At 70.2% G+C, this 26,759-nt stretch carries 25 protein-coding genes and 1 pseudogene; 14 read left to right on the forward strand and 12 right to left on the reverse strand.

The genetic code is table 11. The annotated features are described in order from the left end of the window. Positions 1-108: 108 nt before the first annotated feature. The 4 genes from OHA55_RS30680 to OHA55_RS30695 all read left to right on the forward strand — a co-directional run bounded on the left by OHA55_RS30680 (position 109) and on the right by OHA55_RS30695 (position 4,318). Positions 109-666: a hypothetical protein gene (locus tag OHA55_RS30680; RefSeq protein ID WP_266712627.1), complete on the forward strand. Its 558-nt coding sequence runs from the start codon at positions 109-111 to the stop codon at positions 664-666. 41 nt (positions 667-707) lie between these two features. Then, on the forward strand, positions 708-3,209 hold the full coding sequence (locus tag OHA55_RS30685) for a DEAD/DEAH box helicase (protein WP_266712629.1): 2,502 nt from the start codon (positions 708-710) through the stop codon (positions 3,207-3,209). Continuing rightward, entirely contained in the window at positions 3,209-3,466 is a 258-nt protein-coding gene (locus tag OHA55_RS30690; protein ID WP_266712631.1) for a hypothetical protein, read from the forward strand. The genes OHA55_RS30685 and OHA55_RS30690 overlap by 1 nt, the downstream gene beginning before the upstream one ends. Positions 3,467-3,895: 429 nt before the next feature. After that, positions 3,896-4,318: a hypothetical protein gene (locus OHA55_RS30695; RefSeq protein WP_266712633.1), complete on the forward strand. Its 423-nt coding sequence runs from the start codon at positions 3,896-3,898 to the stop codon at positions 4,316-4,318. Positions 4,319-4,423: 105 nt separating this feature from the next. Here OHA55_RS30695 and OHA55_RS30700 read toward each other — a convergent pair whose 3' ends face one another. The 5 genes from OHA55_RS30700 to OHA55_RS30720 form a co-directional block, all read right to left on the reverse strand. After that, complete coding sequence (locus OHA55_RS30700; protein WP_266712635.1) at positions 4,424-5,263, reverse strand: hypothetical protein; 840 nt, start codon at positions 5,261-5,263, stop codon at positions 4,424-4,426. Positions 5,264-5,649: 386 nt separating this feature from the next. After that, positions 5,650-7,587 (reverse strand): ABC transporter ATP-binding protein, encoded by a 1,938-nt coding sequence (locus tag OHA55_RS30705; RefSeq protein ID WP_266712637.1) that lies wholly within the window; start codon positions 7,585-7,587, stop codon positions 5,650-5,652. Positions 7,588-7,679: 92 nt separating this feature from the next. Continuing rightward, complete coding sequence (locus OHA55_RS30710) at positions 7,680-8,396, reverse strand: lasso peptide biosynthesis B2 protein (protein ID WP_266712639.1); 717 nt, start codon at positions 8,394-8,396, stop codon at positions 7,680-7,682. Continuing rightward, positions 8,387-10,261, reverse strand: coding sequence for an albusnodin/ikarugamycin family macrolactam cyclase (locus tag OHA55_RS30715; RefSeq protein ID WP_266712641.1), 1,875 nt, complete (start codon positions 10,259-10,261; stop codon positions 8,387-8,389). Before OHA55_RS30715 ends, OHA55_RS30710 begins: the two co-directional genes overlap by 10 nt. Before the next feature lie 110 nt (positions 10,262-10,371). Continuing rightward, on the reverse strand, positions 10,372-10,494 hold the full coding sequence (locus OHA55_RS30720) for a hypothetical protein (RefSeq protein ID WP_266712644.1): 123 nt from the start codon (positions 10,492-10,494) through the stop codon (positions 10,372-10,374). A 298-nt stretch (positions 10,495-10,792) separates the two neighbouring features. Between OHA55_RS30720 and OHA55_RS30725 the strand changes: the two genes are divergently transcribed. Further along, entirely contained in the window at positions 10,793-12,112 is a 1,320-nt protein-coding gene (locus OHA55_RS30725) for an XRE family transcriptional regulator (protein ID WP_266712646.1), read from the forward strand. A 109-nt stretch (positions 12,113-12,221) separates the two neighbouring features. After that, a pseudogene (locus OHA55_RS36545) lies at positions 12,222-12,363 on the forward strand (IS110 family transposase); the annotation flags it as partial. An 8-nt stretch (positions 12,364-12,371) separates the two neighbouring features. On the opposite strand, the gene OHA55_RS30730 reads toward OHA55_RS36545, so the two are convergent. The 3 genes from OHA55_RS30730 to OHA55_RS30740 form a co-directional block, all read right to left on the reverse strand. Next, positions 12,372-13,013, reverse strand: coding sequence for a pyridoxamine 5'-phosphate oxidase family protein (locus OHA55_RS30730; RefSeq protein ID WP_266712649.1), 642 nt, complete (start codon positions 13,011-13,013; stop codon positions 12,372-12,374). 478 nt (positions 13,014-13,491) lie between these two features. Then, a complete protein-coding gene (locus OHA55_RS30735) occupies positions 13,492-14,067 on the reverse strand; it encodes a GNAT family N-acetyltransferase (RefSeq protein ID WP_266712651.1) in 576 nt (191 codons plus the stop codon). After that, complete coding sequence (locus OHA55_RS30740) at positions 14,064-15,404, reverse strand: hypothetical protein (protein ID WP_266712653.1); 1,341 nt, start codon at positions 15,402-15,404, stop codon at positions 14,064-14,066. Before OHA55_RS30740 ends, OHA55_RS30735 begins: the two co-directional genes overlap by 4 nt. Before the next feature lie 440 nt (positions 15,405-15,844). Here OHA55_RS30740 and OHA55_RS30745 point away from each other — a divergent pair, with 440 nt between their 5' ends. From OHA55_RS30745 to OHA55_RS30755, 3 genes are all read left to right on the forward strand, one after another. After that, positions 15,845-16,069, forward strand: a complete 225-nt coding sequence (locus tag OHA55_RS30745) for a hypothetical protein (protein ID WP_266712655.1) — start codon at positions 15,845-15,847, stop codon at positions 16,067-16,069. Then, the gene (locus tag OHA55_RS30750) at positions 16,066-16,470 is read left to right on the forward strand and encodes a restriction endonuclease (protein ID WP_266712657.1); all 405 of its coding nucleotides are present in this window, start codon (positions 16,066-16,068) and stop codon (positions 16,468-16,470) included. Before OHA55_RS30745 ends, OHA55_RS30750 begins: the two co-directional genes overlap by 4 nt. A 169-nt stretch (positions 16,471-16,639) precedes the next feature. After that, entirely contained in the window at positions 16,640-17,203 is a 564-nt protein-coding gene (locus OHA55_RS30755) for a hypothetical protein (RefSeq protein WP_266712659.1), read from the forward strand. 329 nt (positions 17,204-17,532) lie between these two features. Here OHA55_RS30755 and OHA55_RS30760 read toward each other — a convergent pair whose 3' ends face one another. Further along, the gene (locus OHA55_RS30760; protein ID WP_266712661.1) at positions 17,533-17,799 is read right to left on the reverse strand and encodes a hypothetical protein; all 267 of its coding nucleotides are present in this window, start codon (positions 17,797-17,799) and stop codon (positions 17,533-17,535) included. 390 nt (positions 17,800-18,189) lie between these two features. Between OHA55_RS30760 and OHA55_RS30765 the strand changes: the two genes are divergently transcribed. The 5 genes from OHA55_RS30765 to OHA55_RS30785 all read left to right on the forward strand — a co-directional run bounded on the left by OHA55_RS30765 (position 18,190) and on the right by OHA55_RS30785 (position 24,247). Then, positions 18,190-18,531, forward strand: coding sequence for a chaplin (locus tag OHA55_RS30765; RefSeq protein ID WP_266712663.1), 342 nt, complete (start codon positions 18,190-18,192; stop codon positions 18,529-18,531). A 1,167-nt stretch (positions 18,532-19,698) separates the two neighbouring features. Then, the gene (locus tag OHA55_RS30770; RefSeq protein WP_266712665.1) at positions 19,699-21,591 is read left to right on the forward strand and encodes an alkyl/aryl-sulfatase; all 1,893 of its coding nucleotides are present in this window, start codon (positions 19,699-19,701) and stop codon (positions 21,589-21,591) included. Positions 21,592-21,616: 25 nt separating this feature from the next. After that, complete coding sequence (locus tag OHA55_RS30775; RefSeq protein ID WP_266712667.1) at positions 21,617-21,940, forward strand: helicase associated domain-containing protein; 324 nt, start codon at positions 21,617-21,619, stop codon at positions 21,938-21,940. 282 nt (positions 21,941-22,222) lie between these two features. Beyond that, on the forward strand, positions 22,223-22,951 hold the full coding sequence (locus OHA55_RS30780) for a DUF4232 domain-containing protein (protein WP_266712669.1): 729 nt from the start codon (positions 22,223-22,225) through the stop codon (positions 22,949-22,951). Positions 22,952-23,830: 879 nt separating this feature from the next. Next, a complete protein-coding gene (locus OHA55_RS30785; RefSeq protein WP_266712671.1) occupies positions 23,831-24,247 on the forward strand; it encodes a VanZ family protein in 417 nt (138 codons plus the stop codon). A gap of 131 nt (positions 24,248-24,378) precedes the next feature. Here the strand turns inward: OHA55_RS30785 and OHA55_RS30790 are convergent, their stop codons facing one another. From OHA55_RS30790 to OHA55_RS30800, 3 genes are all read right to left on the reverse strand, one after another. Beyond that, positions 24,379-24,603: a hypothetical protein gene (locus OHA55_RS30790; RefSeq protein WP_266712673.1), complete on the reverse strand. Its 225-nt coding sequence runs from the start codon at positions 24,601-24,603 to the stop codon at positions 24,379-24,381. 174 nt (positions 24,604-24,777) lie between these two features. Further along, positions 24,778-25,125, reverse strand: a complete 348-nt coding sequence (locus tag OHA55_RS30795; protein ID WP_266712675.1) for a hypothetical protein — start codon at positions 25,123-25,125, stop codon at positions 24,778-24,780. Between the two features lie 102 nt (positions 25,126-25,227). After that, positions 25,228-26,733, reverse strand: a complete 1,506-nt coding sequence (locus OHA55_RS30800; protein ID WP_266710619.1) for an ISL3 family transposase — start codon at positions 26,731-26,733, stop codon at positions 25,228-25,230. Positions 26,734-26,759 lie beyond the last annotated feature (26 nt).

The raw sequence follows: 26,759 nt of genomic DNA on the forward strand, positions 1-26,759 counted from the left end.
TCCTTCATCTGAGTCCGCGCTACCGATTGGGCCACTACTATGCATAGCAGAGGCTGCTATGCATAGTAGGTTATTGCGATCCGCGGCAGTCAGCACGAAGGGAATCAGATGAAGGTGACCGTGTTCCAGTTCGAAGGCACCGCCGAAGAGCTGGATGCCTCCTCCATACTTGCGGAGTTGACGAGCCATCACGGCGGTGCGGTTTCGGTGAGCGCCCGGCGTGGCCCCGGCAGCGGGCCGCAGCCGGCCCGGATTCCGGGAGTGCCCGACGAAGGGCAGGAGACAGTCCGTCAGCTGCTGAACGGCAACCGTACTGCCGACCTGTTCGTCAGGTTCCTCGATGAAGCGACCCGGTGGGACAACGTCGGTGTCTACGGCATCAAGAGCAAGAACGCGCTGCCCGACGCTCCCCTGGACTACAGCCGCTACCTTCGCCTGCGTCGCCAGGGATCTCAGTTCGGCGGTTTTGCCTACGTATACGCCGGATCCAGCACCATCAATCTTCGGCTCGCCTACAGCCAGCAGCAGCTCAACGACCTGGGAGTCACCACTGCACGGATTCTCACCACCGGGTACCCCGCATACCGCGTCAGCGTAGACCTCATCGGAGAGGCGCCCCTGGCCGACGCCCTGCGGCTGGCCCAGCTCGCCTACAACGCCACGTGACCCAGACCTTCAGCAGTCCCAGGCTGACGAGGAGAGGCGACATGGACCTGCGGCCCCTCCAGCGACAGGCCGTCGACGCGGCCCTCCGGGTCCTCGAACCTCCCGACCGAACACTCCTGCCCGAGCGAGGGCTGCGGACTCAGGTCGTCATGGCGACCGGATCCGGTAAGACCCTCGTGGCCGCCCGCGTCGCCGAAGAACTCCACGCGGGCCGCGTGCTGGTGCTCGTGCCCTCGCTGGACCTGCTCGCCCAGACCGAGGCCGCGTGGCGCGAGGGGGGCCGCCGGGGGCCGATGATCGGGGTGTCCTCGCTGCGGGGTGAGGAGGTGTCCTTCCCCAACACCACGGACGTGGACGAGCTGGTGGAGTGGACGCGGGGCCTGGACAAGGTCACCGTGTACGCCACGTACGCCAGCCTCGGACTGGGCACGCTGGAACGGGCGCACGCCGGGGGCCTCGCGGCCTGGGACCTGATCGTCGTGGACGAAGCCCACCGCGTTTCGGGCCGGATCGGGAAGCCGTGGGCCGTCGTCCACGACAACCAGAAGATCCCGTCCCTGCGCCGCCTCTACATGACGGCCACGCCCCGGCTCTGGCAGCTCGGGGACGAGGACGAGGCCGGCGCCCCCGGCGAGCTGGTCGCGAGCATGGACGACGACCCCGAGGGCCCCTTCGGCAGCCGCTGCTTCACCCTGACGCTCTCAGAGGCCATCGACCGGGGCATCTGTGCCCGCTACCAGGTCGTGTGCGTCGACGTCACCGACACCGCGCTCCAGGCCGCGCAGCTCCTGGGCGCGGAGAGCCGGTCGGCAGAGGTCCGCGGGGCCCGGCTCGCCGCGCTCCAGACCGCCCTGGTGAAGGCGTCGGCGGAGGAGAACTTCCGGCGCACGCTCGTCTTCCACCACGTCGTCAAGGAAGCCGAAGCCTTCGCGGCCGGCCTCCCGGACGTCGCCGCGCAGCTGCACGCATCCGACCCGGAGCTGTACCCGAAGACGATCTGGGCGGACTGGCTGTGTGGGGACCACAAGCCGCTCCACCGGCGCCGGCTGCTCGGGGAGTTCGCGGCGGGGATCGCCGCGGACGGCGCCGTGGTGGAGAAGTGCTTCCTGTGCTCGGTGAAGGTCCTGGGCGAGGGCGTCGACACCAAGAATTGCGACTCCGTCTACTGGGCCGACGTACGCGGCTCCATGCCCGACCTCGTCCAAGCCGTGGGACGAGCGCTGCGGATGCAGCCCGGCGAGGGCAAGGTCGCATCGCTCGTCGTGCCGGTGCTGCTCGGGCCGGGCGAGACGGCGGACAACATGCTCACCTCCCGGGCCTTCGGCGGGCTGGCCAAGCTGCTGGAGGCGCTGCGGGCGCACGACGCCAGGATCGTTGAGAGCCTCGCGGAGCAGCAGGCCCCGAGCCGCTACAAGCCCGTCCGCAAGGACGACAGCAGCAAGAGCACGGACGGGAGCGGTGAGGGCTCCGGAGGTGTCAGCGCTCCCGCCAAGGCACTGCTGAAGTTCTCCACGCCGCGCGACCCGGCTGCGCTCGCCGCGTTCATCAACCTGCGGGTCCTCAACCCGGAGCACGAGCACTGGCGGCGCGGCGTGGAGGCCGCCGTCATCTACGCCCGCGAGCACGGCGACCTCCGCGTCCCGTTCACCTTCCGGGTGCCCGCCGCCGACGACCAGGAGGCGGAAGCCGCCGGGTGGCCGGCCTCGCTCGCCAACTTCCCGCTCGGACAGTGGACCGCCGACGCGCGCCGGTTCTACGCCCGCGGCGACATGGACGAGGACCGCGTCGTCCAGCTGGAGAAGCTCGGCATGATCTGGTCGCACCACGACGTCGCGTGGAAGGAGGGCCTGTCCGCCGCGCGCGGGTGGGCTGCCGAACACGGGCACCTTCTGGCCCCGCTCGACGCCACCTTCCAGGGCGCGAAGGTCGGCATCTTCCTGAAGAACGCGCGGGCCGCCGCCCGGAAAGCCGCCGAGAACGAACAGCGGCGTGCCGAGGGGTTGCCGGTGCAGTCGGCGACCGGGGCGCTGACGGACGAGCGGCGCGAGCAGTTGGAGGAGATCGACGCCTCGTGGTGCCCGTCCTGGCCGGTGGCCTGGCAGCGGGCCTTCCACCTCGTGCGGATGCACCTGGACGCCGGTGAGACACTGCCCACCGAGGCGGGCGTCGTCATGCGCCAGGGCGAGGATCTCGGGCGGTGGGTGCAGTCGGTTCGGTTCGGGTGGGACCAGCTGACGACCGTGCAGCAGTGGATGTGCGAGCAGGTCCTCGGGATCGAGCCCGCCACCGAGGACGAGAAGCCGCCGCCGCGTCGTACGCAGGCCGACAAGTGGGCGATGAACTACGAGGCCGCCCGCCAGTTCTACGAGCGTGAGGGGCACTTCCAGGTCCCCAGGAAGCATGTCGAGCGGATCGGTGGCGAGGGCCAGGAGGAGCGGGAGTACAGGCTGGGCTCCTGGATCGGGAATCAGCGCAGCCGGGCGGCGACCCTGTCCCCGGAGCGGATGGAGCTGCTGTCCGCGATCGGGATGCGGTGGTCCTGATGGTGGGCGTCGTCGTCACCGCGGCCGCCGCGCTCGCCGTCGGCTATCTGCTCGGGCGGCTGCGCCCGTGGCGGCGGCTGGGTGACTGGGCGGCCGATCAGGTCCGCCACGCCGGGGCGTGGGTCCGGGGCGGCTTCGGCCGCCAGGCCGTCGTCGTCCTGGCCCACGCCGTCACCGCGCCGCGCACCAGCTGGCGCATCCTGCGCGCCCCGGCCACCGACACCTCGGTGCCGGCGCCCGTAAGCGATCCGGACTGAGTCGCCAACCGCACCCGCCACGACAAGGGAGACACCGCATGAGCACCGAGCAGCACGACGCCGACGCGTACGGCCAGGAGCTGGCCCGCATCAGCCACCACCAGCACGAGGCCACCGACGCGCGGTTCACGGTCTTCCAGGCCCTGGCCGCCGTCGGCATCGGACACGAGCAGGCCGACGACATCGTGGCGAAGCTGGAGGCCGGGGCGGTGGCTGGCGCACACACCTGGGTCTCCGAGAGCAGCCCCCCCGCACAAGTCCGAGGAGCGGTTCGAGGACGGCTGGTGCGCCGGTGTCCGCGACGTCGCCAGCCAGCTGCTGCGCATCGCCGACACCACCGCCACCACGGGGCGGGGGCTCGCCGCGTCCAACGCCATGTTGGTCGCGCACCTTCAGCAGTCGGCCTCTCCGGCTCCGCAGGAGGCTCCGGTGGAGGAAGCGGCCCCGGCCATGGTGCTGGACGCGGCGGACGTCCTGGCGGTGGCGGAGCGGTTCCCGTGGGCCGTGGCCGCACCGGGGGTGCGGCACTGGCCGGACGGCGGGGACTTCCTGGACGTCGCGCTGAGCGCGGTGCGCCCCGAGGAACGCGAGGGGTACATCGAGCGCCTGGAGGCGTTCGTGGAGCAGCACCGCGCCCGCCTGGAGGAGATGCTGCGCACGCACGGGCCGGGCAGCAGGCCCGCCTCGCACGGCCGGTACGCGCTGGTCGGGCAGCCCGAGACCCTGGTCATCGTGGAGCGGATGGAGACCGCGCCGTTCCTCCTGCGCGGCCAGTGGGAGAAGAAGCTGGAGACCGTCTTCCTGGACGACCTCGAGTTCGCGTGGGGGCCACGCATCCGCCTCAGCCGGTGAGGCGGTCCTCCGGGCGAGGTGGGACACCGAGGGCCCAGCAGACGTTCTGCTGGGCCCTCGGTGTCGCCGGTGCTCACGGCGTTTCAGCGGCGCCTTGCGGGGAGTTCACGCGGGCGTGGAGGTCTTGTGCCAGAAGTCGTCGAGCCTGTCGGTGCGGCTGAACTCTCGCTGTTCCCGGACCGTGATCTTGTGGGGGACAGCTGCGGCCTTGATCGTGGTGTAAGCCTCCTCGTTGAGCGAGCCCTGTTCGTGGAGGTGTTCCAAGAGCAGGGCGAGCGCGTCAGCGGTGGCGACGGACTTCTCGGTCGTGCGGGCGAGCTGCGGCTGGTTGAGCTGAGCGAATCCGGCGAGTTCGGACGGCTGGTTCTCGTCGGCGACGAGCGTCAGGTTGTGCCGCCTGACGTCGCCGTCGCCCTGCTGCCACAAGCATCGGCCGAAGCGCATACGCACAGGCGTCTCGCTTACACCGCGGCGAACGACGTCGAAGTACGAGTCGCCCTGCGTCTGGAGAAGTTCCTCCAGGCGCTCGCTTTCCTGGCCGGCGACCTCGGTGACGAGGGTCAGTACGAGAGAGTCCTTGCTGATGGACTCGTCGTACTGCACGGGCACAAGGACCATCCCGTCAGCTTCCACGGCGGATGCCTGGAGTCCCTCTACTTCCTGGATCTCCAGGTTGTAGGTGTAGATCGCAGGCCGTTCCCCCTGGGTGTAGGAGTAACGGTTGCTGGAGACCTGCCACTCGGCGTCGGGGCCCTGGAGGTACTTGGTTCCGTCGGTGGCGGCTTGGAGCTCGGCGTTCAGTTCCTCGGACGCGTCTTCGGGCACACGCATCTCCAACGCGAAGCGGCGCAGAGAGCGGCCAGTGTGAGCGGAAACGATCGAGGGAATCTCTTCGGCCTTGAGATCGCGGTCAGCACCCAGAAGGGCGAGGGAAAGTGTGGTCATACCCCCACCCTTTCACCTGGGTCCGACAAAGGGCTCTGAAGCGGAACTATGCCTGGGGTTAAGCCTGTTGTAGCGCCGGGTGGGATGCGTGCAGGGGCGGGGGTACACCGGGGAGACAGCAGCCCCAGCCCTCGGGCCCCAGGTCCTACACGCACTCCAGTTTGATGCCACGGGATCAAAGCGCCCGGCATCGCACTGGTGTGCGTGTAGGACCTGGGGCCCTTGGTGGCTCCCGTGCGGGCTACGGGGTGAGCCTGGAAGCGAGTCGGCTGTGCCAGTGGACTTCCCCGCTGGCGCAGAGGTTGGCGTGCTGGATGTACTCGGCGACGGGCTCGGACATGACCCGGGTCTGCAGGTGTCCAGGTCGGAGTAAAACTCGTCACCAGCTACACGACCTGGTCGCCGTACGTTTTGGCCTGGGTGCGCCACATGTTCGCGTACTGCCCGTCATGCTGAAGGAGGGCATCGTGGGTGCCTTCTTCGATCAGGCGTCCGCCGTCGAGGACGATGATCCGGTCTGCGCTGCGGGTGGATCCGAGGCGGTGGGTGATGAGGATGACGGTGCGGCCCGCGCTGAGGGTGCGGATGCGTTCGTAGACGGCTTCTTCGGCGAGTGGGTCGAGAGCTGAGGTGGGTTCGTCGCAGATGAGGACGGGGGCGTCGCGGTAGAAGGCGCGGGCTGCGGCGATGCGTTGCCATTGTCCGCCGGAGAGGTCGCGGCCTCCCCACCAGGAGGGGGCGAGGTTGGTGTCGAGGCCGTCGGGGAGGGTGTCCAGTACGGCGCTGGCGCCGGCTGCGTGGGCGGCGGTGTTGATGGTGGTGTCGTCTCCTGGGCCTTGGCCGAGGGTGATGTTCTCGCGGGCGGTGACGGGCCAGCGGACGAAGTCCTGGGGCAGCATCGCGAGCCGGTGCCAGATCTGTTCGGGGGCAATGTGGGTCAGGTCGGTGTCGTCCCAGGTGACGGTGCCGGTGGTGGGTGTGTAGAGCCCGGCTAGGAGTTTGGCGAGGGTCGACTTGCCGGAGCCGTTGGCGCCGACGATGGCCAGCACTTCGCCCTGGCGGACGCGGACGTCGATGTCCTGGAGGGCGGGGAGTTCGCTGCCGGGGTAGCGGAAGGTGACGTGGTGGGCTTCGACGGTCTTCGGGTTGGCGGGGGCGGGCCGGGGCTGGTCGGGGAGGGGGGTGCGGGCGGTGGTGTCGGTGAGGAAGGTGTTCCAGTCGTCCATGTACAGCCCGGTTTTGTAGGTGGTGTTGGCGCCTTGGACGAGGCCGGTGAGGAGGCGCTGGCTGGTCTGGACGGCGATGAACGCGGTGCCGGCGGCGGCGGGCGGGATGTGTCCGGTGGCGGTCAGCCACAGCAGCGCGGCGTAGACGCCGCCGGTGGCGGTGCCGGCGGCGGCGTCGCCGAGGAGCTGGTAGCGGGCGTGGGTGCGGCCGACCTGGGCGGCGGCTACTTCGAGCCGGGTGGTGATGGTACGGAAGCGGTCCAGCAGCCAGGGGCGCATGGTGTTGGCGCGGACTTCCAGGGCGCTGTCGCGTCCGGCCGTGTGGAACATCAGGGAGTGGCGCAGTCGCCGGTCTCCCAGGGTGTGGCGGTCGGTGAGGTAGGCGGCGCGGGCGGCCTGGACGGCTGCCCAGCCGCGGGGGACGACGGCGAGGAGCAGAAGGGGCAGGAGTGCGGGGTGGAGGTGGGTGAGGATGCCGGCGGCGGCGAGGAGGCCGAGGAGGGCGGTGGTGACGGTGGCGAGCGCTTCGGTCATGAGGTGGGCGTCTTTGGCGGCGCGGTTGGCGGCTTCGCTGTGGTCGCACCAGGCGGGGTCGTCGTATGCGGTGAGCGGGGCGTGGGTGGCGGCTTCGAGGTAGCGGATTTCGGCGGTGCCGTCGACGCGGGGTCCGATGCGGGCGGTGGTGGCGATGGTGAGCGCGGCGGTCAGGGAGCGTACGGATGCGGCGGCGCTGACGGTGATCAGCGAGGGCAGTGCTTGGTGCAGTCGGTCGGTGGTGGGTCCGGCGGCCAGCAGGGGTGTCAGGGCGCCGGTGGTGGCGTAGAGGCCGATGGCGGTGACGGTGCCGGAGACGAGCAGGAGCAGGCAGAGCAGGGTGCAGGCGCGGGGGTCGGCGGTCCAGGCGAGGCGGATGACGATGGAGGAGAGGCGGGGCAGGCGGCGTGCGATGGTCGTCCAGGAGGCGTCCAGTGCCCCGTCGTGGCGTTCGGCGCTGACGCTGTATTCGGGGATGACGGACTTTTGCTGCCGGGTTCGTCGGCCGCGCCGGCGGCGGATGTGGGGTTCTTCGGTGGCGGTGTCCGCCTGAGTTGTCGTCACGTCTACGGCAACGATGACCCATTCGGGTGGTCACCGTGGCGACGGGTGGCGAATGTATGTTCTGACACTCACTCTCACGGGTGTGCTTGGCTTTACACGCGGAGGGCGGGTGCGTACGGCCAGAGGCGGTCGGCCAGGTCCTGCCCGACCACTTCACCGCCCGCCTCGATCCAGGCGTGTGCGGCGGCGGGAGCGGTACGTGCTCCGATCACCCAGGTGACGCGGCGGCCGCGCAGTATCGCCGCGACGTAGGCGGCGAGTGACTCCTCCAGGCACGCTGCGCGTCCCGGCCAGAACCGTCCTGAGTGGCGGACCGCGTGAAAGAGGAGGTCGGCCTGCTCGCCGCTGGCCGCTGGGCGGTTGGTCCGGCCGAGAGCGCCGGCGACGGCGATGCTGATGCGGATGGGGGCGCAGCGCAGCAGTATCAGCGCGGTGGTGAGGCCGAGCAGGCCGGCGATTCGGTCGGCGACCCCCAGCGGGGTGTCGGCTGGCAGTGGTGGGCGGGCCTCGGGGGTGGTCGGGCTGGGCGGGGTGCTGATGTGGGCGGTGAGCAGGCCGGTGTCCCGGAGCTGGCCTGCGAGGGTTTCCAGGTCTGCGCGGACGGTGTCGCGGTTCGCGCCCTGGCGGACGAAGTGGTCGGTGAGGTCGTCGAGCGCCTGGTCGAGGGGGATCCCATCGGCGAGTTGCTTCCAGAGGTGGGCGGCGGTGGTGTTGAAGTGGCGCCACCGGCCGCGGCCGGTGCGGGTGTCCATCACTGCGGCGCTGCCGCCGGGAAGGTGGGCTGTGTAGAGCTGGGGCGTCATCCGCATGAAGAGCTCCGGTCGGTGTCGGGCTGCCACCATGTGGCCGTGACGGTGGTCGTGGGGAGGCGGGCGAGCCACAGTTCGGTGACGAGCAGCGTGTGCAGGTCGGCCAGGGGCGCGGGGGCTCCGGCGATGGCGGTGTCGAGGTCGGCTGTGGCGCGTTGGGTGTTGATCAGGCCCGCTTGTGCGAGGTGCGAGGTGGTGATGATGCGCCGTAGGACGGGTGCGTTGGCGGCCAGTCCGGTGTAGAGGCTGGTGGTGAAGGCGGTTTTGGTCTGGCGGCGCAGCAGGAAGTCGGGGACCAGTCCGGTGAAGGCCGCTTGGGCCAGGGGTTTGTACTCGCCCTCTCGCACCCGTTGGTAGCTGGGGATGTTCAGGCAGGCGTCGACGACGGCGGTGTCCAGGAACGGGGCGTGGATGGGGATGCCCCATTTCTGGCGGGCGATCGAGTCGAACATGGTGTGGCTGGCGCCCATGAATTCCAGGGCTTGCCGGTCGTGCAGGGCCGCGGGCGTCGCGTGCGGATCGGCCGCCTGGGCGCGCTGTTCGGCAAGTCCGGCCACGAGGCGGCGTCCGGCGGGGGTCAGCCAGCCGGCCGCGGAGGTCACGCTGCACCACGCGAGGTTCTGCCACCGGGCGGCGCGCTGCGCGACGAGCGGATCCGGGCCGCTGATCGTGCCCGCAAGGTGTTCCAGGGCCCGGGGGTAGGCGGTGGCCGCGGTGAGCCCCAGCTGGCGCCACACCCGCCAGGGTGCGACGCGTTGCGCCCGGGCGTAGGAAGCGGCGCCGCGCAGTGCCGGCAGACGGCCCCGCGCGAGGAACTGGTCGACGTAGTGGCTGTGCTCCGTCGCAAGGACGTTGTCGCCGCCCCGCCCCGTCAGGTGCGCCTGCGTCCCGTAGGCGGCGACGGGCGCCAGCTGGGCTTCCTTGACGGCCAGCATGCCGAGTGCGAGCGAGGGGGTGTCCGTGAATGGCAGTTCGGCGGGGTCCGCGAGACCGTCGAACTGCGCCACCCCGGTGTGCCGGGCATCGATGACCTGGTGGGTGATGCCGCCGGTTTCGGCGGCCACCCGCCGGGCGTAGAGCAGATCGTCATCGTCGGCGAGGTGGGCGTCGGTGTAGGTGACGGCCAGGACGGGACGGTTGCGTGCGGCCAGGCAGGCGACCGTCGTGCTGTCCATTCCCCCGGAGAGGTCGGCGGTGATCCGCTCGTACGCCTGCGCGCGCCGCTCGACCGCAAGGGTGAGGGCGGCGCGCAGCCGCCGCACACCTTGCTCGAAGGAATGGGGGTTCGGTTCGTTGACGGGCGCGATGTGCGGTTCGGCGTTGTCGCGCAGGATCAGGGTGTGCCCCGGCGGCACGCGCCGCACCCCTTCGAAGTGGGCTTGGCCGGACTGGGTGTCCACGCCCGTCAGAGTCAGGTCGGCCAGCAGGACCGGCAGGTTCGCTCCGGTCCCGGCCAGAGCGGCCAGTGCGGCGGCCGCCGTGGACCACCAGAGCACGCCGTCGTGGCGGAGCCAGTACACCGGGATCACGCCCGCGCGGTCTCCGGCCACCCGGAGCTCGCCGTCGGCCCACATGAGAGACAGGTGGGCGCCCGGCAGTCGCACGGCGGGCCCGAGATCTCCGGCGCGTGCCGCGGCCAGGGCCGCACGTTGTTCGGCCTGGCCGGCCAGGCAGTGCCCGGCCGTCACGAGCAAGGCATCGGTGCCGTCCGACGCCGCCCAGGCTTCTGTCTCCCCAGCGCCGTGGCCGATCGCCCACGCCCGGGTCCGGGGGCGGTTGAGTATCTCGGTGCCGGCGCGCGGCCGGACCCCGGCGCTGCTGGATTCGGTGCTGGCTGTGAACTTCCCGGCGACGAAGCGCACCATCACCGGCCCTCCCTTCGCTCGTGCATCGTGTGGTGCACAGGAAGCGCCCGGGACGACCGGCTGAGGTCGTCCCGGGCGCAGATCTCACTGGCGGGTGACCGCGTTACCGGTCAGTGCCAGTACTCGGTGTCGTCCTGCCCGTCCTTCTTGTTGGTGCCGAGGGTGGCGCCGGTGACGGTGCCCAGCTCGGTCAGCTCGGGCGCGGCGTAGATCTCGGTGTCGGTGTTCTCCACGGGGGACCTCCAAGAGAGTGTGGAGCCGGCCGCCCGGCCCGTTGGCCGGACGGATTCGTGCCGGGCCGTCGAATCTGCGTCTGGTCGAACCGCTCGGCCCGCTCCCAAGACAAACGCTCCGCACCACCGGGGTGAAGACCCTCGGACGGTGTGTGCGGTGTACCCGGTGGATACACCCGCGACGGTGTAGGAGCGCCAACTGGTGTTCTTACACCAGTTGTTGGGATGCGCGCCCGCCCGTTTCGGGGTGGGTGGTGTTACCGTCCGAAGATGACGTCCCGGTCCGGAGGGGAGCTCCATGGAGCAGCTCGCTGAGGCGACCGCGCCCAATCCGCTCGCCGAGCTGATGAACCAGATCGGGCTGAGGCCCGAACAGCTCGTCGCCCGGATCAACGAGCTTCGCCATCGGCGCGGTTCGCATCCTCTGGACCTCAAGAGCGCCTATCCGTGGCTGCGCGGCCAGCCCTCGCGTCCGAACCAGGAGAACGAGCGGGACGCCCTCACGGTCCTGAGTTCCCGCGCCGGCCGCACGGTCACCGCCGCGGAGCTCAGTTGGAGCGGACCGCGCAGACGGCCGCATCGCCGATGGCTCGACTCCCCCGGCGATGCGCCCATGGACGCGCTGCTCCGCGAGATCATTCAGGGAGACCCTATGGACCGCAGAAATCTGCTCCTGCTCGCCGGAGCCGCCGCGACCGCCCCGGGGCTCGCGCTCCTCATCGGGAACGGTTCCGCTCAAGCGGCCGAGCGCGGCGGTCGGCTCTCCTCCCAGCTGGTGGGCGGGATCGAGAACTCCGTGCGTGAGCTGCGCGAGCTGGACGACACCGACGGAAGCACCGCCGGCCTGCTCTGGGCAGGCGGGCTGTGGCAGAGCGTCGCCAGAGTCGTCGCCCACGCCCGTGACGACAGCCCCACAGGCCGCCGCCTGCACACCGCCTTCGTCGAACTGTCGGAGCAGTACGGGTGGATGCTCTTCGACGCCGACCTGCACCCCCAGGCGCAGCGCGTCTACCAGACCGGTATGTGCCTGGCCCGCGAAGCCGCTCCCTCACCCGACACACGCTTCGCGACCAGCAATCTGCTGGCGTCCGCCGGCTACCAGGCGTCCTGGCTCAGCCAGCATTCCGAGGCAAGGACGTTCCTGGACGTCGCCGGACGTGACCCCGGCGGTCTCCCGCCCCGCCTGGGCGCGGTCATCGCCGAACGCCAGATCTTCGCCGCGGGCCGCCGGGGGGACACGGAACAGCTGCGCCGTGCCCGCGACACCGCCCACAACCTGCTGGACAAGGCCGGCGGTGACGGACCTTGGTGGTCGCGGTGGCTGAGCCACCACGCCATCGACGCCGTGACCGGCCGCGCCTGGCTCGCCGCCCAGGACCCCAGAGCCGCCGAGCCCTACCTGACACGAAGCCTCACAGCGACCGACGACGCTTTCCCTCGCGACCGTATGCTCGCGGTACTCGACCTGGCAGACACGCGACGGCTCCAAGGCGAGCCCCACGCCGCTCTGGCCCTCACCCACGAAGCCGCAGCCCTTGCCGAACAGGTCCACTCTCCTCGCGCACAGAACCGACTCCGCGAGATCACCACCGCCCTGCCCCCTCACACGCAGGGTTGAGGCCGCCGCACGTACGCCGCGACCCGGGCCGCCACGAAGCTCCGCTGGAACCATGGCCGTCGGCAACGCCGGGCCCTGCTCGGGGTGGCCGGGGAACACACGAGCGAATCACCGCCGGTATCGCGCCGAGGGGAAGAAGCACGTCCAGACCGTGCACGCCCTTGCCCGTCGACGCGTCAACGTTCTGTGGGCCCTGATCCGTTGACGGCCGGTTCTATCAGGTCGCGCCACCAGTCACAGCCGCCTCTTGACAACAGCATCAGGAAGCGTCGCCCGGGGCGTCCGGGATGACGATCCTGCGCCCGGTGACGCGCCGGGGCGAGATGACCATGACCAGATCACGTCCCTCCCCCGCCCATGGCTGCGAGTGGGCCGCATCGCGAAGCCTTCGCGCGACCTCTTCGTCCGGCACGCGCAGGGGCCCGACCAGGAGCACGCTCCACCCCTTGCTGAAGGCATCGTCGATGTGGTCGGTCTCGAGAGCGACCTCCGTTCCGGCAGCACGGGCAAGCGGGGACTCCTCCGCCGTGCTGAACATGACCTCGCCCTCGAGCGCCTGGTAGTTCACCGGAAGGACCACCGGCCCGTCCTCTTGATCCAACGCGACTCGCCCCACGCCGTGGTCGCCCAGCAGCGCCCAGCACGTCGCGTCGTCGAGTTCGACCATCCGGGCTCGGCCCGCCGCCTTCCCCAGTCCTGGAGGCAGGTCGGCCGTCCCTCCCGACAGCTCCTGGACAGAGGTCTCCAGCGCGTTGGCGAGCCGCAGCAAGAACCCGATGTCGGGTGCGGCGGTCTGCTGCTCCACGTACTCGATGTAGCCGGGTGCTGCGCCTGCCCGCAGCGCCACTTCCTCCCGTGACAGGCCGAGCTGCGAGCGACGGGCCGCAATACGTCGGCCCATGTCACCTCTGGCCGATGAGGCCATCACGGGACTCCTTGGTCGTCAGGCAGGCTGTGGGACCTTCACGCTAACCAGGGCCGACAACGACCGCAGCTCGGAAACCGGCCGCTGCCGACTCGTCCGGTAGACAGCGGCTACGGCTCCATGGTTTCCGTCAGGCGTCGACGCGCGCGCCGGGTGCGCCGACGGGAGGCTGGGCCGGGCCCACAACTGCACGTACGCCGCGACCTGGGTAGATACGAAGCTGCGCTGGGGCCTGGCCGTCGACGACGCCGAACGCCAGTCCATGCTGGGGGTTGGGGAGGACTGCACCGGCACAACGGTGGTCTACGAGCCCGCACCGTAGTCACCAGGAAGCAGCCCCGCATCCCGGACCGAAGCCGCTCCGCACGCTGTCGCGAAGCGTGCGGAGCGGCAAGATACGCACGACCGGCGACCCCCGTCCCGGGGACCCGTCGACCCCGACGGCGGTGCATGGTCACCGCGTAGCGGAATCGTTTTCGACTTCGAGGAGCAGGAGGTCGTAGACGGGGCCGTCGGGTTCGTTTCGGTAGGGGCCTGCGTAGGTGTAGCCGAGGCGGTCGTACAGGGTCCGGCCGGCGGTGTTGTCCGGGCGCACCAGAAGCGAGGCGTAATCGGGATCGATGGCCTTCAGGAGCTCCGTGTGGAGGCGGGAGCCGATGCCCTGGGACTGCCGGGCGGGGGTGACTGCGAGCTCGCACAGGCCCATGAGGCGGCCCGCACGGACGTGTTCGGGGATCTCGGGGAGCAGCTCGGGGCCATACCAGTACTCGGGTGTGCAGGGGAAGGCGTAGCCGAAGCCGACCATGGAGCCGCTCGTGTAGGCGGCGACCAGGGTGAAGCCTTGGTGACGGAGGTGGCTGGTGACCTGGCGGTGGAGTGCGGTGGCGGACAGGCCGTCGGTGGAGGCCCCGGGGGTGTCGACCAGTTCGGGGTGGGCGTCGGACCAGATGTCGGCGATCGTGTCGAGCAGGGGCGGGACCTGGCCGGGGCCGTAGGTGCGGATCACGACGTCTGTGCGGGTGCTGGTCACGCCCGTCCTCCTCCGGTGGCGGTGGTTGCGCGGTATTCCTCGATCCAGGACGCGACCGCGGGGACGCGGCCGTGGCGCTGGAGTGCGCCGGCGACGTTGTGCAGGGACTGCAGCAGTCGGTCGGAGCGCACTTCGGGGAGGAACGCGAGGACCCGTCCTGCGGCTTCGGCGGCTGCCTCCGGCTCGGGACGGTCCCTGACTGCATGTTGGATGGCGATGTCAGCCGTGTACAGGGCCCTGTTTCTGGCGAAGGTGTCACCGTGCAGGAGAACGGCCTGTTCAGCGCCGGCGGCAGCGCGTTCGTGCTGACCGAGGTCCGCGCGGGCGAGGCTTTCGAGGCCCGCGAGCTCACCGGGCGCGTAGAAGTCCAGCCAGGCCGGGTCGGCGTCGTCGCGGGGGCCCTGGGCGTAGAGGGTGTGGGCGCGGATGATCGCCTTGTCGGTGGCGGTGGCGTCGCCCATCAGGGCCCACCCGCCGGCTTCGCGCATGTGGAACAGGGAGAGCAGCCGCGGGGAGCCGAGGTTGCGGGCGACGGCCTGTGCGCCTTGCGCGGCGGAGACCGCCTCCCGGGGCCGTCCGGAGGCTTTGGCGAGGAGGGAGAGGCAGCCGAAGGCGTGGGCTTCGAGTGCGGGGTCTTCAGCGATCCGCGCGGCGGCGAGGGCCTCGCCGTACAGGGAGTGGGCGTCGGCCGCCCGGCCGGAGTCGTAGGAGAGCCATCCGGCGGCGATCGAGAGGGCGCCGGTCGCAGAGCGCAGCTTCGTCTCGGTGCGGTGGGTGTAGGTGCCGGACTGGAGCCACTGGTAGGCGGTGTGCAGGGCTTCGGACGCGGCGTGGCGCAGGGGTGCGGAGCCGTGGTCGTGGTCGCGGGCGTACAGGGTGGTGACGGCCGCAGTGACGGCCCGTACTTCGCGGGCGCCGATCTTCCCCGGTGCCGGACCGGTGGTGAGCGGGAGGGCCAGGAGGGCGGCGGCGCCGTCGAGGAGGAAGGTCCGCCGGTCCGCCGGGGCCGGTTCTTCCCGGCGCTCGTGCGCACCGGTGAGGGGCTGAACGGGCCGGGCGGCTGGGGCGGGTGGAGCGGGGAGGGTGAAGCCGAGGTCGGTCATGCTCCGGCCGTGGGTCATCTTCGTGAGGATCCGCTGGTAGACGGCACGGGGGCACAGCACGTTGCCGTCTTCCCAGTCAGCGACCAGGCGCGGGCCACAGGCGACGTTCTCGCCCATCGCCCTGCCGGTCTCGTAGACCTTCTCCGCGAACTCGGAGCGGCTCATCTGGAACTCGAGTTCGCGGACCGTGCGCAGCCGGGTGTTGGGGACGGGCTTGCTGGGGTGGTCGTTCATGCCGGCTCCGGGTCGGGTGCCGTGACCGTATCCCTTCCCGGTGCTGCTCTGCCCGGCAATCGGCCCGGTTCACCGGGACTTGCATCGTTCTTTCATCGGTGGGACATCGCGTCCGTACGGGCGTTGCTGCTTGGGTGGTTCGTTACGTGACGTCTGATCAGGGAGATGGCGATGGCACCTGCTTCCATCGGAAGACCGGCTGGCTCCGGAGAGCCTGCGGCGCCGGCCTGGCGCGAGCTCGCCGTGGTCACCGGGGCCCAGCGCATCCGGTGGCGGGGCCACCGGGCCCGTACGCGGTGGGTGGAGTGCGGACGGGCGTGGGACGCGGTGGCCGTCGAACCGATGACCGTCGGGCTCGACGCGCTCACCGCGATGGGCGCGGGCACCCGCGACGGCTACCGGGTCCTGGTAGACCACCTCCGCGACCAGCTGTACGTCTGGTGCCGACGGACACCGGCGACGTCTTCGCGGGCCTCCCCGGGGTCCGGGTGCTGTCCGTGGGGCACCAGCTCCTCGCCCCGGTCACGCCGCAGGACGGCACGGCCGCCGCCGACTGGATCAGCCACCCCGACGCCCACACCCTGCCGGCGCTCGTCCCGGCCGCCCCGTTCGCCGACCGGTTACGGCAACTCACCTCTCCCTCCTGCGCGACGGCCGCGTCATGAACGGGCACACGGTGCTCTACGACCCCGAAGGCCACCTGGGCGCCCACCTTCCGCTCGACCGGACCACGCACGAGCACCTGCTGCGGACGGTGCTGGCATGGACCGATCCAACGGCATTGCGGCCCGACGACTACGAACAGATCGGGCTGCTGCTGACCGGGGCCGCCCGCGCCGTCGCCGCCGACCTACACGAATACGCGAGCCGTCTGCCGGACCACGACGGCCGACGCCTGTTCACCGAGATCGTCCTGGGCGAAGCCGACGGACCCCTCTCACGACGCTCCCGCACCCTGACCCGCGTGAAGACGAAGGCCGGGGTGCTGCGCGCACTCTACGGACGGCTCGACCGACTCCAAGACGCCGCTCCTGCTGCGGAGGCGACCCCTACAGCCTCCCCCTGATCGCCGCTCGGCTCAGACCCCGTCTCTGCACTGAAGGTCTCTCCTCCAGTCCGCTTGCGGGCCCGGCAGGCTCACCAACCGGCGGCGGCCCGGCCGGTGTCTGGTCTGTACGGGTGGCCGGGGGCCGCGATGCCGGGGATCCAGGGCGGAGCCGCTCTAGCGTGCGGTCATGGAAGAAACCCCGATGCCCGAGCCCTTGCGGCGGGCGGTTCACCAGCTGATCTCCGAAGCCGTCATGAACTGCCAGGAGGTGCTGCGCTACACCGAGCCGGACATCGCACACGACTGGAAGCGCATGACGATGATCCATGCCACGGACGTCTCCGACACGATGGACATGGCGTCCATGCTGATCGCCGCGTACTGCCAGCGCACCGGCATGGCCCTGGATACCCTCGCGTCGTACCTCCAGACCCGTCAGCAGCGCAGCCGGGCGGCCGGCCCGAGGGATGCGGACCGGTACCAGGTCGACGGGATGCTCGGCACGCCGCTTCCCCCCGAGGATGTCCAGAGCGCGAAGACGCGGTTCTCGATGGGTCAGAGGTACGCGGAGAACGGGCCGATGGACGAGCCCGACGAGCAGCGGCTGTTTACCGAAGCTGTCCTGCACGGCCTGCGGGCCCGGCTGTGCGACGACGTCGACTCGCTGGACGGCTATCTGCCCCCGCAGGTGGCGCTGCTGGCCCGCAAGGTGGCGGAGGTCCTCGAAGTGCCGGAGCTGGCCGCGACGTAGCGCCGTGAGCGCATGGTCGCAGGACAGCGGCGCCCCGTACCGGGCCCCGGGGCATGGGGTGACTGCTCAATCGGGGTTCGAAGTTTGCGGAAGCGACTACGGCATGAGCGCTGCGGAGGGCGGTCTTGGCCGATCACGGTCGCGACGGTGGCTGGGTACCGGACAGTCGATGCGGCGTCGGTCGATGTCCCGCTCGTGCCCTGTAGTTCGCCGACGGCAGCGGCGAGGTACAGAGCGGCCCTGGGATCGCGGAGCACGCCCGCCCGCCCCGTACGGCGGCGTGCCGTACGGGGCGGGCGGGCGGCGGAGGGTGTGGGCGAACTGTGTCGTCAGGTCCGTGCCGGTGCCGGCGTCGTGGGGTGCCCGGTGGTGGGTGCCGGGATCAGCTTGGTGTTCATGGGCAGGTCGACGTCGCCGTGCTCGCGTTCCAGCCAGCGCTGGACGAGGGTGAACAGGATGTCGTTGAATCCGCCCCGGGGCAGGCCGGAGGCTCCGACGGTGTTGATGGTGGTGAAGGCTGCCGGGACCGCGACTTTGACGGACGAGTCCAGGAAAGGATCCCGGGCCAGCTGGATATGGCGGTCGGGTCCCTCCACCGCATCGTGACACAGGCCGGCGGCCGGAGTAGACCACCGCGCAGGGCGGTCGGCCCGCTCCGGGTCCAGACACGGTCGCCCGGCCAGCGCGGCGACACCGGCGAGGGACCCCGCCGCCGCGCCACCGCCGCCGTGTGACGGTCACCGGCACCAGGGCCCCGGGCCAGAGATGCACGATGGTCGCACCGACCACGGCCGCCAGGAGCAGCAGCACCAGGACGAGGAGCGGCCTGGGGTGTAGCCAGCTTCGGCCAACGACGTACGAGAGGGCGGCCGTACAGGGGGCTCTGAGCGGTGGCCAGGCGTGTCGGCAGGCTGAAGGACGGCGGGCCCGCATCGTGGAAGGAGCTGCCGCGACCGAGCGGCGGCACTCGAAGCGCGGAGAGCTCAATGTTGAAGCTGAAAAGCACAGTGGTTCTGGCCGCGGCCGCAGGCGCCCTGATGTTCGCCGGTGCCGGCACGGCCGCTGCGGACGCCGGAGCACAGGGCGCCGCCTTCGGCTCCCCGGGCGTGCTGTCCGGCAACGTCGTCCAGATCCCGATCCACATCCCCATCAACGCGTGCGGGAACTCCCTCAACATCATCGGCCTGCTGAACCCGACCTTCGGAAACACCTGCGTCAACGGCGGCGGCTACGACCACGGTTACGACCGCGGCCACGGCGGCGGTTACGGCGGCCACGACGAGAAGCAGAACGGCCACGAGGACCACACGGACGACTACAGCAAGTAGGACCCCCCTGGCTTCGCTGGGCTCAGGTCCTCGGGGGCCCCGATCAGGTGGTGCCAGCCGTACGCACCTGCCCGGGGCAGCGGTGATCCGCACCCTCGGCCCCGAGAATCCGTCCGCAGCTGAGCACGACCGCGCCGGTGCCGTTCAGCGGCGTTGCGACGTCGACGACCTGGCGGCCGGCTGGCAAACGAGCCGACGAACGAGGTCGATGGTGGTGTTGGTGGGGTAGCCGGATGATCGATGGTGCCGGTTCGGTGCCGTACGGGGCCCTGCCTGCCCCGGCCGGGCGAACGCATCACGCAGCAGCGGCGTGCCGCCGCTGCGCGGCGGCTGATACGAAGGATCATCCGATCAACGGCACCCGGGGTGAGCTCCTGGCTGACCGTCGTACCGGGCTCCTGGGTGAAGCCGTCACGCCGCCCACCCGGGAGCCCGTACAACCCCCTTGACAGCGGGCTGGACCGCTCCCCGTCGGGATGCGCGCCACGTGGCGACGAGCGGCGGACGGGGCGCGGTGATAACCAGGGCACCACCGCCCGTCCCTCCCTCTCTCACCTGCGCATGCCACCCTGATGAAGGCGGCGCCACTCGACACACATGGAGTCGGCCGCGCGGCCCGTGGCGATGAGCGGTCGGCCTGAAAGAGCAGTGGGTGCTGCGAGGCCGGGGGCCTCACAGCACCCAGTTTTACGTCAGAGTGGCAACGTGCGCTTCTTCCGTCGTCGCCTCTCGCCAAACGCGGTCAGAGTAAAGATCGCTGCGATCGCGACGGCGAACGGCAGGGAACCGAGAGCGTCGGTAGTGGCGAGGACCTCCACGAGATAGAAGAGCACTCCCACGACCAACCCGGTACGGATTGGATGCCTTGCGGCCCATTTACGCGTGTGGACACGCGGGTCCGAGAACACTCGTCACACCTCTCCGTCAGTGAAAACTGGGCCAGTGGTGGAAGGGAACTGCGGCCTCCACGCCACCATGTGCGGACACCTCCGGCCCTCGCACCGCGGTAGTACTTCCTGCTGTTTCCGGCGCCGTATCCCAACGACCCGCCTCGGGCTCCGCGCCAGCAACTGCCCCAGGACTCCGGTGCAACCGCCCCGGATCTGGACGAGGAGAGTAGCGGTGTCGTGACCATATTTTAGGTGCCTCTGGTGTGAATCTACCTCTATGGCTTCGACACCGAAGGTTGCTCAGTCGCCCGTTGTCCGACAGCAGAGCGAGATCCGGGAGCGGCTCCCGTTCTCAGACGGACAGGATTTCGAGGACGCCAGGCGGGGTCTCATCGCGCGCAAGGTGCCCGGTGCCGTCACCGACGCCTCCGGCACCGTCGTGTGGGACAACGACACGTACGCGTTTCTCCAGGGTGAGGCACCCGACACGGTGAACCCGAGCCTGTGGCGGCAGTCCCAGCTGGTCGCCGAACAGGGCCTGTTCGAGGTCGTCGAAGGCATCTATCAGGTGCGTGGTCTCGATCTGTCGAACATCACGTTCGTCGAGGGAGCCACCGGCGTCCTCGTCATCGACCCCCTGATCTCGACGGAGACCGCCGCCGCGGCTCTGGCCCTCTACCGCGAGCACCGCGGCGAGCGCCCGGTGACCGGCGTCCTGTACACGCACTCGCACGTCGACCACTTCGGCGGCGTGAAGGGCGTCACCACGCAGGAGGACGTCGACGCCGGCCGGTGCCCCGTGCTCGCGCCGGAGGGTTTCACCGAGCACGCCGTGGCGGAAAACGTGTACGCGGGCACCGCCATGGGGCGCCGGGCCGCCTACATGTACGGGGCCGCGCTCGCCCGCGGACCGCAGGGCGCCGTCGGCGCCGGACTCGGGCAGACCACGTCCACCGGCATTGTCACCCTGATCGCGCCGACCCTGACCGTCACCCGGACGGGGCAGGAGGAGACCGTCGACGGCATCCGGATGGTCTTCCAGATGGCCCCCAACACCGAGGCGCCCGCCGAACTGCTCATCCACTTCCCGGACTTCAGGGCACTGTGCACGGCCGAGGACGCCACCCACACGCTGCACAACATGCTCACCCTGCGCGGCGCCGTGGTCCGCGACCCGCACGCCTGGTCCCACGCGCTGACCGCGACCATCGATCTCTTCGGCGAGACGACGGACGTCGCGTTCGCCTCCCACCACTGGCCCACCTGGGGCCAAGAACGGGTGACCGCCTTCCTGACCGCTCAGCGCGACCTGTACGGCTACCTCCACGACCAGTCACTGCGCCTGATCAACAAAGGCTGGACGGGCATCGAGATCGCCGAACACCTCCCCCTGCCGCCGGCACTGGAGAACGCCTGGAGCGCCCACGGCTACTACGGATCGGTCAGCCACAACCTCAAGGCCGTCTACCAGCGCTACATGGGCTGGTTCGACGGCAACCCCGCCCACCTGTGGCAACACCCCCCGGTCGAAGCCGGAAAACGCTACGTCCAGTTCATGGGCGGCGCCGACATCGTCGTAGAGAAAGCGCGTGCGTCGTTCGAGGCGGGTGACTACCGCTGGGCGGCCGAAGTCCTCAGCCACGTCATCTTCGCCGACCCCCAGCACACCGCAGCCCGCGATCTGCTCGCCGACACCTTCGAGCAACTCGGCTACGGCGCGGAGAACGGCACCTGGCGCAACTTCTACCTGTCCGGCACCACCGAACTACGCCAAGGCCAGTTCGGCACCCCCACGGTCACCGCGTCACCCGATGTCATCGCCCACCTCACCCCGACCATGCTCTTCGACGCCATCGCCATCCAGATCAACGGCCCCAAGGCATGGGACGAGAAACTCACCATCGACGTCCACCTCACCGACGCCGACGAACGCTACCGCCTGACCCTGTCCAACGGCGTCCTCAGCTACAGCAACGCCCCGCGGAAGACCACCGCCGACGTCACCCTCACCAGCACCGTCAGCGCCTTGTCGCAACTGACCGTCACCGGCCTCACCCCCGAAGGCCTCGACCGAGCCGGCGTCCAGATCCAAGGCGACGCCTCGGCGCTCCACCGCCTCACCGCCGTACTCGACCCCGGCGACCCGGACTTCCCCATCGTCACCCCCTGACCCGGTGAACCCGGCCAGCTTCTCAGTGGAGCGAATCTCCAGGCCGAAACATTGTGAGTCCCACTCGCTCTCCCATGCGTGGCCCCCCGCGAGCAAGGACGAGAAGCCGCATCGGTCCCGTGCGCAGGCCGGCAAGGGGACCGCCAACCTCACCGCCTGCCCGCAGTGCTTCGAGCGCGAGGGCCGCCTCAAGGGTCCCGCGCAGGTCCCACGCAAGCACGTGGTGCTCTTCGAGGACGGCCGGGAGCGCCGGCTGGGGGCGTGGGTCAACAACCAGCGGAGCAGTGCAGGCGCGCTGGCCCCGGAGCGGATGGAGCAGCTGTCCGAGGTCGGGGTGCGGTGGTCGTGATGGGCATCTTCGTCACCGCGGCCGCGGCCGGCGACGCCGTGCCGTGTCCGGTGGTTCCCCTTGTGCGTTCCCGGCTCGCCCGTTACAAGATCGCCACAGAGGCCGGACGACCTCGTCACCTGCGGTTTCCTGCCTCCGCCTACTTTTGGTCACGTCGAAGGGGCGGCCCCAGCCGCCCCTTCGACGGGGGGGGCGAACCGTCTGATCGGGACGTCCTGTTCTCCCGCGCGACCGACGCCGCCGCCGCGCTCCAGATGTCCACACACGACGGGATCACCAGCCATGCGCTCTGTCCGACTCGCCACCTCCGCCTCCGCCGCCCTCGGAACGGCCGCCCTGGCACTCGCCCTCACCGCGTGCGGTGGCGGCGGTGACGGCTCGGCGTCATCGGCCGCCTCCTCCACCGCGGGGGGTGCGGCCAGTCCGTCCACCTCCTCCGCCCCGGCAGCCACCTCCTCCGACGGCTCGGCCGACGCGACCGCCACCCCCGCCGCCGCCAAGGGCGCCTCGGGCACTTCGACGTCCGGCGGCTCGGGCTCGTCCGGTTCCTCCGGCTCGTCCGGTTCCTCGGACTCGTCCGGTTCCTCGGCCTCCTCCGGAGGCGACGACTGCACCCTCGACTCGTCGAGCATCAAGCTGGAGGAGACCGGCGGCACCCTCCCCTCCATCCTGCTCACGCTCACCAACACCGGAAGCAAGGAGTGCGCGGTCTACAACGCGCCCTTCGTCTCCGACCCGGTCGCGGGCAAGAACCTGCCGGTCAACAAGGACACCGTCCCGCAGGCCGTGGTGGAGCTGGCTCCCGGCCACACCGCGTACGCGGCGATCTACCTCTCCGAGAAGCCCACCCACCGCACCAAGACCCTCAACGTCACCCTGGCCGACCGCAGCGGCGGCGGCACGGACGGCCACGTCACGGTCACCGCCCCCGCCTCCGGCTCCGGTCTCGGCCTCGACGACAGCTCCGAGGTCACGTACTGGCAGGTCAGCGAGGAGCTGGCGCTGCAGTAAGCGACTCCCCGCCGTCCTCCCACCGCTCCGTGAATGGGCGCTTCCATGCCGTCCCGCCGCCTTCGGGACCAAGCGCCGCATGAGCACCGAGCAGCACGGCGCGGACGCCTACGGGCAGGAAAGCTGGTCCGCATTCGGCCAACACCAGCACAACGCCACGACGGCACGGATCACGGTCTTCCGGGCCCTGGCCGCCGCTGGTATCGGACACGAGCAGGCCGACGACATCGTGTTGACCGCCGGGCGGTGGCCGGCGCCCACACCTGGATCTCCGGGAGCGGCGCCCCGATTGGGTCACAGGAGCGGTTCAAAACGGCTGGCACGAGGATGTCCTCGACGCCGCCAGCATCGACACGACCGACACCACGGTGCGCGGGTTCGCCGCCTCCAGCGCACGGCTGCTCGCCCGCTTCAGTAGCCGACTTCTCCGTCCTGGAGGAGGTGCTGGTAGAGGAACCGGTTTCCGGCTCCTCCACCAGCACCGGCACCGGCACCGGACGCGAAGGATGTCCTGCTGGTCGAACCCCGCGGCAGGGCCGCCGGGTTCGACCAGGGTCACGCCAGACCGGTCTTCGGTGACGATCCATGCCCTCGTATGCTTTCCGGACTTGATCAAGGGGAGGGCTCGTGCTGTCGGATCGGGTGTACAACTTCACTCCTGCCATTGTCGTGGCCGGGGTGTTGGCGCTTGCGGTGGCTTACCCCGTGGTGAGATCGGCGAGGTCTAAGGGGGTTCCGGCCGGGCTGGCGCTGCTCCACTCCTGGGCGTGGATCGGGGTTCTGTCGGTCACGGTCGTGCCGGACACGGCTTCCCTCAACGGAATGCTGGACGGGACGAGGCCCCCCTCGGCACGCAGTTGCTACATGGGGGCAAGCCCCTTGGACGTTCTGTCGGTCGGGGAAGCCCGACTGAACACCCTGCTCTTCGTCCCGCTTGGCCTGTTCACGGTCATGGCCTACCGCCGACCGCTCGCCGCCGTGGTGGCAGGGTTCCTCGGCTCCGTCACGATCGAGGCCGCCCAACTGGCCATCAACGACGGTCGGCAGTGCGACCTCCTGGACGTGTACGCCAACACGACAGGAACAGTGGTCGGCGTCGCCCTCGGCTGCCTCCTGCTGCTCCTGCTGAAGCGACGCCCCCTGCCCACTACACGGCGAGAACTCCTCTGGGCCGCGACGGGGCTGATCCTCGGAGGGATCCTTCTCGGCGTGTTCCACTCCTTCACCCCGGAGCTGACACCCCTCGCGTCGTCACCGCAGGAGGAAAAGGCCGGCCCGACGACGATGCTGCGGTAAGCGGAGCGACACGACCAGAGCAGCTGGAGAGCGTCTTCCTGGGGACCGCGCATCCGGGTCAGCCGGTAAGCAGCCGGGAATCGGCGACGCGGCCTGGCAGGGTGATCCTGCCAGGTCCCGCTGATGTGGGGTCAGCCGAAGTCGAGCGTGTCCTGCGCGAAGTGGGCCGGGGCCGGGCTCGGCAGGGGCGGCGGAGCGCCGTTCGGGCGGGCGGCCTTCCATCGTTTGGCCAACTCGTCTTTCCAGCCCTTGGGCGGGTGCCATGGGACGCCCCAGGCGGCGAGCTGGTCCCGCTTCCATCCGCCCGCGGGCGTGCGGGCGGCTTCGACTTCTTCGGGCGAGGGAAGTTCAGGCATGGGCAGTGAACGAACGGCGCGCAGTAGTTGTCCCCCCGATCTGGTGCGGAAGCGCGAGAGGTCGGCTGTCCTATCCAGTCGGGCCCAGTCCGCTTCCAGCGGAGCGCTCACGCTCGTCGGAGGTTTCGTGCCGACGGGAGCGTAGGACACCTGGACGCTGTATTCCCACGTGGTCTACTTCAGTGCGACCGGCTCGTCGATGACTTCCTGGCGCAGCTGCAGGACCCCGTCTTGATGCAGGGCGCGAATGCAGTTCAGGAGCTCGATCGCTCCCACCATGGCCCAGGCGACGAGGGGTACTGTGCCCCGGAAGCGTTCGAACAGGCCGAAGACGTCGCCTTCCTGCCGCCGTTCCGTGTCGTGGTGCACCACGTCGCCGTAGATCCAGGCCATGGCCAGTCGGTGACGATCGAGACTGTGGTCTTCACCCGTGGCCATGTCGCTGACCATGACCCAGTACCCGGCCTCCTCCGGCGTGGACGGCTCCACTCGGAATCGCCATTCGGCACGTGTGGCCTTCACCCATTCCGTGTCACCCGGCAACTCTCGGCAGAAGTAGCCCAGTGCCGGGTCTGTCAAACGAGCGGCTCTGTTCCGTAGTCGGTGGTGACGGTCGGTGGGCAGTTATTGAAGCAGGATGCGGTGGCGGAGGAGGTCGAATCCTGCTCGGCCGTGCATCTGTCGCATGATCTTCTTGGTTCGGGTGTTGACGCCTTCGGTCCGGCCGTTGTGGTGGGGCAGGGTGAGGCCGGCATTCACGGCGGCGCGGTCGAGTTCGAGGCCGTTGCAGAAGCTGTGCAGGTGGGGCAGGTCGGCGGTACGGACGGTAGTGATCCACTGGGTGAGCGCGTCGTGGTTGGCCTGGGCCGGGGTCAACAGCGCGGCGAACTCGCCAGTAAGCCGGGCGAGTGCCGTCATCTCCGGGCAGGCAGCGGTGAGGAGGCCGAGCAGGTCGGTGTCCTTGGTCCACAGGTGCTCGGGGTGAGTTAGCAGAAGCCGGGCGAGGCGGCGGGGAGTTGTGACGGGACGGTGGCCTTCGGCGCGGCCCTGGTTGAGGTAGCGGACCAGCAGGTTGGCACTGCCGGTGTAGCCCAGTTCCCTGATCTCGTCGAGGAGGTGGGTGACGGGCACGGCCGGGTCCTGCGCCCGTCGTTGACGCAGGTGGTCGCGGTAGGGGTCGACCAGCGTGGGCCTGTAGCGTGGGGTGATGCGATCGGCGGACGGTTCGGGGATGCGGGCGTAGCGCTTGACGGTGTTCAGGGCGAGGCTCAGTCTGCGGGCACATTCGAGTAGGCCGACGCCGGAGTCGAGGAGGGCGTGGACTTTGTGCCAGCGCTCGCGGATGGTCTGCTCGTGGATGCCGCCGGGCCGGGGCGGGTTGACGGTGGCCCAGCAGGGGGCGTGGGCCCGGACCTCGGCCAGGACCTTGTCGCACAGGTTCTGCCACAGATGCCAGCGGTCGCTGACCTGCACTGCGTCGGGCAGTGCCCGGCGGATCGCCTCGGCATAGGTGGCCGAGCCGTCCCGGCACACGACCTCGACCCCCTTCTTCGTGCGCAGCCATGCCTCCAGCGTGGCTGCCTCGCGGTCGGGCAGAACATCGATGCGCTCCCCGGTCTCGGCGTCGATGATGATCGTGGCGTAGCGGTGGCGGCGGCGCAGGGCGAAGTCGTCGACCCCGATCACCCGTGGGGCGGCCACCGTCGGGAGGGGGATGCGCCGCAGGAGGCGCAGGGCGGTGGCGTAGGAGAGGGGCGTGGCCAGGTACCGGGTGAGACGGGCGGCTGCCCGGCCGCATAACTCCTTGGCCACCTCTGAGACCTGGCTGGTCAGGCGCGTGGTGCGGCGTTGAAGGCGCTCGATCAGCCCAGGGACTTGCTCGCGGAAGGTCTGTCGCCGGCAGCCCAGGACCGGGCAGACCAGGCGCCGCACCCGGACGCGTACTACGACCCGGCGGCCATCGACCGGCACATCCGCCACCGTCCGGACGTGATACCCGTGCACCTTCCCCGTCGGTACCCCGCACACCGGGCAGGGCACCGGAACATCACGGGTCCGGGCGAGCACCCGGACTACCTGGCCGTCATCCACCACATCCTCGATGACCAGCGCCGAGAGTCCTGAAAACACCACGGCAACAAGGGAGTTGACATCTC

The sequence above is a fragment of the Streptomyces sp. NBC_00102 genome (assembly GCF_026343115.1).
In the GTDB taxonomy this organism is placed as follows: domain Bacteria; phylum Actinomycetota; class Actinomycetes; order Streptomycetales; family Streptomycetaceae; genus Streptomyces.